The 12,931-nt window shown below is 36.3% G+C and carries 10 protein-coding genes; 1 reads left to right on the forward strand and 9 read right to left on the reverse strand.

The window, feature by feature from the left end:
* Positions 1-156 precede the first annotated feature (156 nt).
* The 6 genes from ACM26V_RS11920 to ACM26V_RS11945 all read right to left on the reverse strand — a co-directional run bounded on the left by ACM26V_RS11920 (position 157) and on the right by ACM26V_RS11945 (position 7,021).
* Complete coding sequence (locus tag ACM26V_RS11920; RefSeq protein WP_416151630.1) at positions 157-804, reverse strand: YesL family protein; 648 nt, start codon at positions 802-804, stop codon at positions 157-159.
* Positions 805-851: 47 nt separating this feature from the next.
* On the reverse strand, positions 852-2,024 hold the full coding sequence (locus ACM26V_RS11925; RefSeq protein WP_416151631.1) for an oligogalacturonate lyase family protein: 1,173 nt from the start codon (positions 2,022-2,024) through the stop codon (positions 852-854).
* A 251-nt stretch (positions 2,025-2,275) separates the two neighbouring features.
* The gene (locus ACM26V_RS11930) at positions 2,276-3,301 is read right to left on the reverse strand and encodes a glycoside hydrolase family 88 protein (protein WP_416151632.1); all 1,026 of its coding nucleotides are present in this window, start codon (positions 3,299-3,301) and stop codon (positions 2,276-2,278) included.
* A gap of 5 nt (positions 3,302-3,306) precedes the next feature.
* Positions 3,307-3,846, reverse strand: a complete 540-nt coding sequence (locus ACM26V_RS11935; RefSeq protein WP_416151633.1) for a hypothetical protein — start codon at positions 3,844-3,846, stop codon at positions 3,307-3,309.
* Between the two features lie 41 nt (positions 3,847-3,887).
* Positions 3,888-4,709: a sugar phosphate isomerase/epimerase family protein gene (locus ACM26V_RS11940; RefSeq protein ID WP_416151634.1), complete on the reverse strand. Its 822-nt coding sequence runs from the start codon at positions 4,707-4,709 to the stop codon at positions 3,888-3,890.
* A gap of 221 nt (positions 4,710-4,930) precedes the next feature.
* Positions 4,931-7,021, reverse strand: a complete 2,091-nt coding sequence (locus ACM26V_RS11945; protein WP_416151635.1) for a glycosyl hydrolase 115 family protein — start codon at positions 7,019-7,021, stop codon at positions 4,931-4,933.
* 370 nt (positions 7,022-7,391) lie between these two features.
* Here ACM26V_RS11945 and ACM26V_RS11950 point away from each other — a divergent pair, with 370 nt between their 5' ends.
* A complete protein-coding gene (locus ACM26V_RS11950; RefSeq protein ID WP_416151636.1) occupies positions 7,392-9,041 on the forward strand; it encodes a hypothetical protein in 1,650 nt (549 codons plus the stop codon).
* Positions 9,042-9,129: 88 nt separating this feature from the next.
* Here the strand turns inward: ACM26V_RS11950 and ACM26V_RS11955 are convergent, their stop codons facing one another.
* The 3 genes from ACM26V_RS11955 to rhaB all read right to left on the reverse strand — a co-directional run bounded on the left by ACM26V_RS11955 (position 9,130) and on the right by rhaB (position 12,919).
* Positions 9,130-10,143 carry an alpha/beta hydrolase family protein gene (locus ACM26V_RS11955; RefSeq protein ID WP_416151637.1) on the reverse strand — a complete coding sequence of 338 codons (1,014 nt, stop codon included), beginning with the start codon at positions 10,141-10,143 and terminating at the stop codon, positions 9,130-9,132.
* Positions 10,144-10,244: 101 nt separating this feature from the next.
* Positions 10,245-11,507: an L-rhamnose isomerase gene (gene rhaA, locus ACM26V_RS11960; protein WP_416151638.1), complete on the reverse strand. Its 1,263-nt coding sequence runs from the start codon at positions 11,505-11,507 to the stop codon at positions 10,245-10,247.
* A gap of 5 nt (positions 11,508-11,512) precedes the next feature.
* Positions 11,513-12,919 carry a rhamnulokinase gene (rhaB, locus tag ACM26V_RS11965; protein WP_416151639.1) on the reverse strand — a complete coding sequence of 469 codons (1,407 nt, stop codon included), beginning with the start codon at positions 12,917-12,919 and terminating at the stop codon, positions 11,513-11,515.
* Between the last annotated feature and the right edge of the window lie 12 nt (positions 12,920-12,931).

The raw sequence follows: 12,931 nt of genomic DNA on the forward strand, positions 1-12,931 counted from the left end.
AATTTAATGTTGGTGTATCAACATTCTTATTTGGACTTTTTTGAAAGTTAGGACTTTTTTGCGTAGTTATTAAAGTTTCTATCTATTATAATTACGATCATAGATTCCATCTACCGTAACAATCTCCGTTATCCACCAAGAGATTTTTATATTAAATCATGCTTCTGCTTTCTCAAATTCTTCTTGCTTTTCTTCGATGTTTCTAAAAGTAAAGTAAGTCGTCCACATAATTACTAGAGCAAACAAGCTTACTCCTAAAAATGGTATGAATATCGGAAAAGCAAAAAGTAACTGGGATACTATCACACAAGAACCAACTGTATATATCGTTCGAATCGGTTTATATATTGTCATAAAAAGAGCATTTTTTATCTGACGAAATAAACTCGTTTCATAGTGTACAATCAGCGGAAAAATATACAATACCATGATTCCAAAAAGAATCATAATCGCTATCATCAAGTATCTAATACTTACAAAAATCCAAGCGACTTCTACTTCGAAAAATTGTATATTTACAAAAAGAATATATCCAGTTAAGAGAAGTATGAGCCCTAATCCATTTGTTCTTAGAAACTCCTGTCGGTACGCTTTCCAAAATATAGGGAATGTCGGATTGTCATTCCCCATTATTTTTTGACGAAGTACCGTAAGAACAGCAGCTGTACTAGGCGCCCATCCAAATAAAATCCCACCAAGAAGAGTAAAACAAATCCATAAAAAGTTTAAGTATAAAAGAAGGATAAAATAATCACCAAACCTATGAAAACCTGAATAAAAACTAGCTAAAGCACTTTGTTTCATTTGCATAATCCCTCCCACATTACTAAATTTTCAACAAACAGTTAATTTTACGCTAGAGGTAAATCTTCAAATGAAGGTATATCTACTAAATATACATCTCCATATCCACTTCTATCACTTGTAAACAATACTTTTGATCCATCTGGACTAAACCGAGGGTGTACATGTACCTTCTGGGTATGGAAGCTCCCTCGGTGCTTACATAAAATTCTTGGACCTTCCATCTTCCCTGCTATTTGCTTCCATAAAAAAATACAGTCTTGATAAGCTTCACCATGATAAGCACTTGCTTGTTGACCGTCTCCGACAATCAAAGTAGAATCATTTGAATGAATGTGCATATTTTGATATGGAAAATGGCATTCATTTTTATCAGTATTATCGTACCTAATATACCCTAAAAATTTCCCATCCTTCTTTTTCAAAGAATCAGTGTATCCATGGTAACCGATATGAATACCATCTGCGTGCCAATATTCATGTCCGGCATATTGGTGAGGATAGCCACCTCTTATTTTCCATACTTTTTTAGAGCGTATATCCATTGCCCATATACGATGATCTACATTATCCCAAGGACCTTCGTGACAAAAAGTGAGCAAATGAGATTGTGTCGGAGAAGCATTCACATGACCTATCCACCTTTTTTCTTCATGGATCACTTCGACTTTGTTTGATTCAAGAAACAGAACACATATTTTAGAATGCGGTCTCGCTGCCTCTATTTCCTCAAAACCTACATACCCACCCGCCAAATTACTATCAATTCGGTCATATAAATCTTCACTTAACCCAAATAACAATTTTTTCCCGTCAGATGTGCAGCTTAAATTGCTAAAATGGTACCCACGAGGTGAACTAAAAATTTTACGTTCTTCTAATGTTTCAAGATTTAAACAAATGATCGTTTCATTACATGTGAAATAAGCTTCATTTATTTGCGGGTTAATATAAGTACCTTGAATTGACGCTACATCTTCTTTCGAAAAATTGGTAAGTTGTTTCATTTCACCTGATTCCATTTCCAAACTATATAGATTTGTTACGTTTCCGCGATCTGATCCGATTAACAATTTAGTTTCTCCATCATACCAACCATTATTTGTGAAATATGTATGGAAATGATGCGCATGATAATTTGTTAATCTTTTTACTGTCACTCCACTAATTGAATCTTTATATTCTGAGATCTCACTTTTCCATCCGTAACCTTTATCCATTGTAATATCCCTCCATGAACATGTAAGCGTTATAAATAACCATACAATCGAAAATTATTTCTATCAATATCACTTTTTTGCTCGTTCAGGTACCCCCTTGATTTGTAGCGAGTTAAAAGGGGAACTAATATCATAACTGTACAATCTAGCAAATAAAAAAAATCTGCAGAGCAGACAAATATTTACGTCAGCTCTACAGATCAATATAGTTTCCTACTGTTTTTTTAGGAAATCCTTATTATATATAGAAATTAAATATTTCGATGTTTTAATAATGAAGCAAGAAACACAAGTGCTAGTCCTTGTCCCCATCCTTGAACTCTCTTGGCGGGAACTTCACGATATCCTTGAGTATCATTCATTACGGCAGTACCAGCGGATACATTCATCACAGACCCATCTTCTTTGATATTATTTAAGATCCCCGTGATAGAGCTCTGAATATACTTATTATATAACTTTCCTCTCACAAGTAGAGAAGCTGCAATTCCACATGATCCAGATAATTCTTCATAAGATTCTGGATCAGTCAAGACAGTTGGCCAAAGTCCAGATTCAAGTTGCAATCTCACAAGAGCGCTTTGCTGGTCTCTCAAAGAACCATCAATAGCCATATAAGATGGGTGTTGCACCTCCACTAGCTCTAGTGCTCTAGCCATCGTAATCGTTGCCCAACTATTTCCTCTTCCCCAAAATACGCTAGACATGTTATTTCCTGCGATATTATCCCATCCGTGATAATAAAGATCTGTATCATCATCTTGTAAGAACTTTTCATGCCCATGATATTGTTTCAGACCGAATTCAAAAAAGTCTTCTCTGTCTAATAACTTTCCAATTCTAAGGAGAAAATACCCCGCCATAAACATAGTATCTACCCATGCTTGTTCAGGAAAGTTATATTTTGTTCCATTAACAGTATGTTGAAGCACATCATCATCAAATCGTTCCGCATCATTCAGTAAGAATTCCGCCATTTGTGTTGCAATATCAAGGTATTTCTCATCTTCTGTATACTTGTATAATGATAATAGTATATGACCAATGGAAGATGCGTTGACAGTCAATGGTGGCAATCCGTCTTCTAGTTCTTCATCGATCCACCCTTTTAATTGTTCCATATATTTTTTATTACCTGTGACCTCATAGGCCTCTGTGACTCCATAAAATGCGACCCCACCTGGCCAATCCCACGGAAAATCCATGTTAAAAGTCCGCTCTACTACTTTATCGATGACGTCTTTAATTTCTTGCTCATTAAATTCTAATTTTGCCATTATCATTAACTCCTTTGTTCTATTAATTTCTCTAGTACTTCCATTGATAACTCTTTATGGTTCGTATACGCTGGTATAAATGTTGAAATTGTTTCTACCAACTCAACATCAAGATTCTTCACCACTGTCATATTTTCAGTCATCGGTATTGCATAATATTTTAGTTCTCCTGTACTTGGGTTTTGTTGCTGATAGAGTTCTTCTGGAATATCACTCGTACCCTGAAGAATTTCATCTAGCGGATGAATTCCTGCTGATTCCATTGTCGCTTCAAGAAAATGTTCATCAGCAAAGATAATATCCCCCTGTTGCGCAGCAATTTCTAATGAAAATTTTTCTATCATCGCCGCGTGAAACGTAATAGAAAAGTCTTCATTTGTTAACTCAGGTACCATCTTTTGAACAGCTTCAGAAACCTGTTCCTCTGTTGTAAGAGCACTTAATTCCTCAGTAAAAAATAATATTTCAAGTGTATCATCCTCTGCACCACAAGCTGTCAATCCGATAACTAAACTTACGATGATAAAGCATATACGTTTTCCCATAATCTTCACCCTATCATTCCGTCTGACTTTCATTCCATGTACTAGCGAAATTTCCGTTGAATATTCTCAATAAACGTTTTCGAACCCAACAATTCTTCTTGTTTACATTCTTCCATAATAATAGGTGCGTAAGGTTTATACTTTTCTAGTAATTCCAAGTACTTCATATAATTCATCGTACCTTGGCCAGCAGGTAACACATCGAGTTGACTACCGTTCCACTTTCTATCTTTTGCATGTGCAGCGATAATGCGACTTCCTAATAATTCGAAAGCTTCCTCTATTACCTGATCTTGATTTTGAAAGTTCTTCTCATCCATTAAGTTCCCAGGGTCAAGTACGACCCCAATATTTGAAGAAGGTACCTCATCCAGAAGAAGTTTCAACTCTATTGCTGTGCCAACTAAATGCCCATTGGCTGCTTCCAGTCCCAGATAAACTCCCCACTTTTCAGCTTCCTCAGCTAGCTCTTGAATGGAATGGACCAACGTTTTCCAATCTTTATCTTCAACTGGAACATTAGGTTTACCTACTTCTGCTGCAACCATAGGAGCACCCATAAATTTTGCGTGCCGAATAAGTTCTTTAAATCGGTCTAAGTTCTCTTTCCTAACTACTTCATCTCTTTCATATAAATGTAAATAACAAGCTAGTACCGAAATAGATACTCCATTTTTATCAAACTCTTCGCCAATTTGTTTTGCAAATCCAGGCGTTAACAATCCTGGTTTAGAAAAGTCATGATCGTCTACAGCCTTCCAAAGCGCGAGCTGAACATGATCAAAACCAAAGTCACCTATCTTAGCTGCTAAATCTCTGTATGGCATTTTACCAACCAAATGTGCAAGAACACCTACTGACATACATATTCCTCCCTCATAATACTTTGTAATACAATTTTTATCTCTCGTTAAATAGTTATAACATTGAAATTTTTAATACTCATCTTCTACTACAGTTTTTTAACCAAAGACATTACGTATCTAAATGTTTATTTATGTTCATAATAGTTCGATTATAACAATTATCGGCTCAATAAACAACTAAACTAGTAAACGTATGCAACAACACCGGTTCCACTCAATTAGGACCTCTCTAGCTGATTGAATTTGGATACTCCATAAAATTCAGTTTTCAATAGATCTGATAGTTCATCATTTGAGCGAACTCGCCGGTGCGTATTTTCTAAATATATGTGTTTTTCAGAATCAGACATAATGAACTCCTTATACCATTGGAAAAAATTTGGACTATCCCCATGCATCCGCAAGTAACTGCGCAGGACATCAACATTGTTAATCGTACTTTCAACGTTTGTCAGCCAATCGGCTCGATAAAAATGACTCCATTTTCCATGTTCAGATTCTTTTAATGCTTCCAATCCTTCCATATAAGCACGATGTGCTTCTGTTACATAAACGAAAGCTTCAGGAAATTTTTCCGATCGACTCAATTGATAACCATCTAATAATAAGAGAAAACCTCTGCATCCTGATTCATGAAGAACAATTGAACAGAGTAATTGGTCATGAAATTTAACTTGATTTTCATTTGATAGCCCTTGCTTTATATCCAATGCTTTTCTTTTCAACGAAACCCATTTCTCTAATCCATTTGTCAACATGTTTCGAATAATCAATATTTGTTCGTCAAAAGACACCTCATCGGTTAACCAATATAGTTTTTTAATTGGCAATTGCTCTTTTCTCGCTAGCCAGTGACCTATGATTCTCCTCGCAGGATGATGGTAGAATTGTTCCCCAGATTTTTCGTCCTCATGATTGCCGAAAGCAATCGATGATTCTGAATACGCCTCATAAAGAGGAGCGATTTTCCTAGCATCTTCAGCAAACATTCTTTGTAAAAAATTGTTCCTATGTTCGATTATGTTGATTTCACCATCGCTCCACATAACTCGAATTAAATCAAGTGGATAGAGGTGTTGGCGGATATTTCCACTATTAATCAACCATAATTCAGAACCTCCACCTTCATTTACTTGATGAAGTTCATTTGCAATCGCTTCAGCAGAAAGTGTTGTCATCGTTAAATGATTCGATGCTTGCAAATCATGAAAAGTAACATGATAATAAATGCCTTGAGGCGAAGGATCATCACCATCTGGTAAACATGGGACTCGTTCATTGAGATTTTCTTGTCTTCTCGATACCATTTTTCCGTATCCATTGTCTGCCCAAACTTTAATAACATCTTCCGGTACTCGAATCCAGCCAGACTTATAAAGCTCAGCAATTTCACCGTATAGAGCTAGACAGAAAACGGGTTCCTTCACTCTTTCTTTGACCAAATCATATTGTCTTTGTACTACTTCTGAAATGTGTTGCCCTCTTTTTTCATTTGTCTGAAAAGTCGGATCGAAAGACCAAAAAGGTGTATCGCCTTGTCCTCTATATGATAATGTCCAAACTATCTTCTCATCTTTTTGTTTTTCAATCGCATCCACCCACAGCTTCTCAAACAAATGAGGATTGATCGTGTAACTTGGCTTTTCATCTGGATACGCTCTCAAGAACATTTCCGCTCCTAACGGCTCAGCATGGTGGTGTGTCACCCACAATCCCATTTCAGTTGCTAATTGATGATGAATGCCATCTCTTGGCAAGTCTGTCCCTGGAATAATCATGTTACCTCCGCACCTTAATAACGCTTCAAACACTGGGTACCATACATCAGCCGATGGAGGATAGTTCTCCTCCCAACCAATAAGGCACACTTCATCATTAACAAACCATCCTCGATATGTTACTTGTCGCTTTGGAGATGTATATTCTTTCATTTCTATAAGAATTTCTTTTTTCTTCTCAATTGGGAGATCCGCCCAATACCAAAAAGGATCTATCTGCAAGTATTTCTCACTTAAGTGTAATAAGCCATAAATGAGTCCTAAATCATCATCTCCTTGAATAAGTAAAACCATCTGGTCATTTTCTTCTTGAAAAATGATCTTAAATGCTTCGGGCCTCTGCAGTGAATTAGATTCTGTGGAATAACTGAGACGAAGTACCGTTCCAGTTGGATGATTCCCAGCAAATGTTGGCTTTGTACCAAATACAGCAGTCATATCTCGAGAAAAAATATTCAGTCCATGTTTGACAGGAAGAGATAAGTTTTCAGGCACTTCGATTTTCACTTTGCTTGTTAAGTTAAAATACAATGTCATTTCCTCCCACAAATATAGTTAACGCTTTCATTTTATTGGAATTGGAATTTAGGGTTTCTAAACTTTTTGGAATTCCCTCTCGTTTAATTTAACAAATAGAATCCATTCATCCAAGAATATTTTAGATGGTCTATTCATAAACGAATCTTTTTATTGTTTTTTATTAGGAGATGAAAAAACGTAACTAAACGCTCATGTTAAAACTAGAGTATTGTTATTTACCAAAATTATTGTTAAAATCAAACTATATCGAACAAAAACAAACAAATACAGTCGTAAGCATTTAAAATGAGAAGGGAATTCGGACGTTCCCTTTTCATTTTGAATGTTTAACAGTCTAAAAAATTTAAAAGGTCGTGAGTTTATGTCATTTGAAAACAGAAGAATGGAAGTTATTTCATTAGCTGCAGAGAAGGCATTAATACTACCTTTTCAAAAGGATAACTTTTGGTTTTTAGAAGATCTACGTGATAATTTTTATTTTGCTACACACCTCTATGCTGCTGTTCATGAAGACAACATCCGTTTATCTGTAGACAATAGAATTGCAGAAAAACTTGCAGTTGAAATTATCCTGGATGGACTGCGTCTGCAAGATCGAAGTACTGAAAGCGATACTTATGGACACTGGCCACTTAACCTCTCTCCTAAACCATCATCTGCTGATTCACATCCACTTCCGGCAGAATTGCTTAGTAGTTTCTTTCTTAACTTTTACAATGTTTATCAAGGTACGTTTCCAAGTGAATTAAAAAACGAATTCGAAGTTTCTTTCCAACATCTTTATAATAGTCCATTCTTGAAGCGAATTTCAGAATCATTCAGTCATCATGAATGCAAACTGTATACGAATCAATTAATGTTTGGCCAGTATTTTAATGATCAAGCACTCATGGACAAAGGCTTTAATAATATGGAAAAGCTATATGAACATGTGAATGAGAATGGCTTTAGAGAATATGGAGCTCTCCCCTGGTTATGGCATTGGACTCAAGCTGTTACGTTCGCGCGTCGATTTGTCACAAATGCCAAATCTGCTGATCTGTTAACAAAATTATTAAACCTCTTATGGACAAATCGCGTTGATTTTTATTTCAAAGGAACATGGGTCGGTGCTCACTCTCGTGGATTACCTCATGACATTCCTGAAGATCAAAACAATGTTATTGATTACATTCAATTTGGAGATTTTGATGTACCCAAAGCTTTTCCTAGGTTAGAAGGAGCTGGGTTTCTAGATTATCATGTAACAAAAAATCTACATGAACGAGCCCTCCAACCTAACAAGAACTTGGAAATTAAAAAGAAAATTAACACGTACTTTAAGCATGACAAAGAGCAACACGAATCGCTTCATCATTATCTTTATATGACATCTGAATATGCACTTGGGGGAATGTGGGAAAGAACCGAAGAACATATGAATGAGCAGCACCGGTGGGATGTCACACTCTCAATACAACCGGATGGAATCAATCAAGCCTACTTCTTTCAACCGGGGGAAGACTATATTGCGGGTGATGAAAGGCATGAAAGCAAGAGAAGCGATGTGATATTTAATAAAAATGTCGTGGCTGCAACATTTGACTCGACTAACTCGAAACACGATTATATTATTGGTTTACTACCTAAAGGAGATTGGATTACTAATAGCAGAAGTTTATTTGGATTCGTTGATCGCTGCTTTTTTGCAATTCAGCTCATGCACTCCTATACCATCGACGAAAAAGACGATCGGTTACTTGTTAAAAGCGTCGGAAAAGAGAATGGTGTTGTATTAGAAGTGTTAAATACACAAGAAGCATCACAGTATAATATACAGACTCTAGAACAATTTAAATCGACACTAGAAACTTCAAAAACTGAGTTTGTGCTAGAAAACAAAAAATTAATAATAACTCACAACACGATTCGAAATGATGATATTCGCCTAGAAAGTTCTTTTAATTCTTCAGAAAAAACTATACGTGCTATAAACGGTAAAGAAGTAACTTTTGAAAGTTATTCAATTTAGATTGATTAGGTAATCTATTTTAACAAAGTTAAGATGATCAAACAGGAAACCTATAGATTTAATTCAGGTTTTCTGTTTAGTTAAATACTTATTTACTAGACAATTCTTCCACTAACCAATCATAAGAGTATCTTCCATTTATCATATGATTCCCTCTAAAGACATCTGTTGTAATATTATTTGTCGCATGTTGTTTTCTATACGTTTCTTCTAGACATTTGATTGCTTGTCTAGTAGATTGTATCGGAAAGATCGGATCATCTATAGCTGCTTCAACGAACAACGGTCTCGGGGCAATAAGACCAATAATATCAGGTAATTCCGCAGATTCTAATATCCCAGGCAAATAATTATCAAGGCAATGTCGTATCGCTAATATACTTCCTTTAAATGTATTCGTGAATCCCGTTAATACAGTTGCTTTAATTCTTTCGTCTAGCGCTGAAGAATACGCAGCTATTAAACCCCCTCCAGAAAAACCCATAATTCCTACACGGTTTTCATCAACGTCTTCCAATGACATAACCAAATCTAGTACTCTCAACGTCTCATTAACCCGCAAACCTGGAAGCGTTTGACCACACATGAGTAGTTGCGTTGCTAGGGCGTAACAAGAGCTAGGCAGCTTATTTTCTATGTCTCTCGATAACATACGGTCTCCAAATCCAACAACTTCTGGAGCAAAAACCTTTACACCTCTTTTTACAAGTTCTATTGCAAAGTGTTTATGAATTCCAGGTGGCTCTTCATCTTCCGATCCATCCTCTTTCATGCCAACTATTTCTTTACTTCCATACCCGTGACCATGTAATGCAAGTACTGACGAATGTTTTTCCATCATATTCTTTGGCGTAAGAATATATATCGGTATCGATAATCCAAGAATTGAAGAAATACTAATTTTTTCTCGAGTATATTGCTCAAATTCTCTTATTTCTAGTTTTTCCAATTTAAAGTCATTAGGGCGCTCAGGAAATTTTCCTAGCGCCTCTGTTAATGACTGTTTTAAATGGAACCGGTACCTCTCAGTACTCGAGAATATCTTTTGCTTACTAACCGTATTTTCATATATCTCTTCGTAAAAATTATCAAGATTCCACATGAAAAGAAGTCCCTTCCATTTAAGTTTTAATACTAATAATTTGCACCTGTAGATATTCGCTTTAAAAATAACGGTGGAAGACTTTTTATGTGCACTCCTTTTTATTCAGCTTCCCTTTTCACTAAGACTTCTTCTTCATATTTTTTGATATTTTTCAGCCAATTTTCTTGCTCTGGAACGTCCATTTGTTCGCAATAGTAATCCCATATTGCTCCAAACGGATATGTTTTAAGTTCTTCTTGTAAAGCCAATCGTTCCGTGAAGTTCCCGCTTTCCTGTAACTGCTTCAAATGGTCATGTGGCATGAGCATCCCATAGAGAAGCGCTTTAAGCATATTCCTTGTCCCAATTGTCCACGCTGCTACGCGATTAATGCTCGCATCAAAGAAATCAAGACCAATAATGACTTTATTTAAGGCATCATTACGAACGATTTCGATAGCAATTTCTTTTAATTCATCGTCCAATGTGACGACATGGTCACTGTCCCATCTTACTGGCCTTGAAACGTGTAAGGCTAATTGATCACTAAACAACAACATCGAAGAAATTTTATTTGATACTGTTTCCGTTGGATGATAATGCCCTGTATCCATTAAACATAATTTATTGTTTTTTAAGGCATAGCCATAATAAAACTCATGAGAACCAACTACATATGATTCAGAACCAATCCCGAATACCTTGCTCTCAACCGCATCCAAATTGTACTTCTCATCGATTTCAACAGCATAAATCTCATCTAACGAATCTTTTAATCTTTGACGCGGTGTCAATCGATCACTCGGCGTATCTTTGTATCCATCTGGAATCCATATATTTGTTAAACAAGGTGTACCTAGCTCTTTACCGAAGTACTCGCCAATTTTACGACTGGCGATACAGTGATCAATCCAAAATTTCCTAATACTCGGATCTGGATGAGCTAACGTCAGTCCATCAGATGCTTTATCATGTGAAAATAGCGTTGGATTAAAATCTAATCCTAGTCCGTGCTCTTTCGCCCAATCAACCCACTTTTTAAAGTGTTCTGGTTTTAACTGATCACGTTCCACAAATTCGCCATCTGTTTCGGCATAAATCGCATGGAGGTTAATCCGATGTTTTCCAGGAATCAAGCTAAGCGCCATCTCAATATCCCGTCGTAACTCTTCCGGGGTTGTTGCTTTTCCTGGATAATCTCCTGTCACTTCGATGCCACCTGACAGTTCATTTTGATTCACCTCAAACCCCGTAACATCATCTCCTTGCCAACAATGTATTGAAATCGGAATTTTCTTTAGTTTTGCTAAGACATCCGTGACGTCGATCCCCCATTTTTCATATGATTTTTTAGCCATTTGGTAGTTTTCGTTTACTGTCATATTATTCACTCGCTTCCTTTATACAATGTGATGTCAAATGAATCTTTAATGATTGTTCTTGCCTCGTCAATGTCCTTCAGTTCTCCTAAAGCGATAAACTGTGCAACGATGTTACCTATTGATGTCGCTTCTACTGGACCCGCATGGACATTTTTTTTCGTACCACTTGCTATTAGTTGATTAAGCATGGCATTTTGTGTGCCACCGCCAATCACATTAATTTTATTGAAAGTCTTTCCACAAACTTCTTCTAGTTGTTCTACCGTTTGTTTATATATTTCTACTAAACTATCAAACACACATTTTGCCACTTCACCGGGCGATTGAGGTATTACTTGATTTGTTTCCCGACAATATCCTCTAATTTCTTCTACCATATTATCAGGTTTTAAGAACCGCGCATCATCAACATTAACGATAGAATCGAATGCTTCAGTTTCTTCAGCCATTTTGACAAACTCTGAGAATGAATAAATATCATCATACATCCGTTTTACTTCTTGGATCATCCATAAACCCATGATATTTTTTAAAAATCGGAACCTTCCATCGATCCCACCTTCATTTGTAAAGTTATAGTTCATAGCAATATTGTTCGTTACGGGGTGAAAACTTTCCACTCCCATTAACGACCATGTACCTGAACTGATATAAATTGTTTCACCCTTTTCAGGGGTTGCGATAACAGCAGACCCCGTATCGTGGGTAGCTGGTAAAATGACTTCCATATCTAATCCTACTTCTTCAACTAATGATTTCTTAAGTTTCCCTATTTTTGTTTTAGGCATTTGAATAGGTAAAAACATATCGTAGTTTAAGTCTAATTGCTCAATAAGTTGACGATCCCATTTTTTCGATTTCGCATGAACCAATTGTGTCGATGTAGCATTCGTATACTCATTTGTTTTAACACCCGTCAGCAAATAATGTAAATAGTCTGGAATCATTAGAAACGATGTTGCTTTCTCTAATAAATCAGGTTTATGCTTTTTTAAATAGTGCAGCTGGTATATTGTATTGAACTTCTGAAACTGAATTCCTGTTTGTGCATATAACATTTCTTTCGGGATAATTTGTTCGACTTCCTCCATCATCCCGTCCGTACGAGGATCGCGATATGCAACAGCATCTGTCAATAATTGATCATTTTCATCAAGAAGAACAAAATCGACAGCCCACGTATCAATTCCTATACTAGTAGGGGCCAATCCGTTTTCTGCACACTTCTTCAGGCCTACTTTCACCTCATTAAAAAGATGATCGATATCCCAACAAAGGTGCTCTTTCTTTTTTATGAGTCCGTTTTCAAAACGATGGATTTCTTCTAATACTAGTTCTCCATCAACAATAGATCCCATCGTTAAACGGCCACTCGAAGCTCCAATGTCAACAGCTAAACTTGCATTCTTCATTCTTATCATCCT

It is taken from the genome of Salipaludibacillus sp. HK11 (assembly GCF_047795645.1).
Lineage (GTDB): Bacteria > Bacillota > Bacilli > Bacillales > Salisediminibacteriaceae > Salipaludibacillus.

Bases quoted from the DNA above. Each gene is read 5' to 3' on its own strand.
- ACM26V_RS11955 (WP_416151637.1), bottom strand. From the start codon at position 10,143: ATGTGGAATCTTGATAATTTTTACGAAGAGATATATGAAAATACGGTT.
- ACM26V_RS11930 (WP_416151632.1), bottom strand. From the start codon at position 3,301: ATGGCAAAATTAGAATTTAATGAGCAAGAAATTAAAGACGTCATCGAT.
- ACM26V_RS11920 (WP_416151630.1), bottom strand. From the start codon at position 804: ATGAAACAAAGTGCTTTAGCTAGTTTTTATTCAGGTTTTCATAGGTTT.
- ACM26V_RS11940 (WP_416151634.1), bottom strand. From the start codon at position 4,709: ATGTCAGTAGGTGTTCTTGCACATTTGGTTGGTAAAATGCCATACAGA.
- rhaB (WP_416151639.1), bottom strand. From the start codon at position 12,919: ATGAAGAATGCAAGTTTAGCTGTTGACATTGGAGCTTCGAGTGGCCGT.
- rhaA (WP_416151638.1), bottom strand. From the start codon at position 11,507: ATGACAGTAAACGAAAACTACCAAATGGCTAAAAAATCATATGAAAAA.
- ACM26V_RS11935 (WP_416151633.1), bottom strand. From the start codon at position 3,846: ATGGGAAAACGTATATGCTTTATCATCGTAAGTTTAGTTATCGGATTG.
- ACM26V_RS11950 (WP_416151636.1), top strand. From the start codon at position 7,392: ATGTCATTTGAAAACAGAAGAATGGAAGTTATTTCATTAGCTGCAGAG.
- ACM26V_RS11925 (WP_416151631.1), bottom strand. From the start codon at position 2,024: ATGGATAAAGGTTACGGATGGAAAAGTGAGATCTCAGAATATAAAGAT.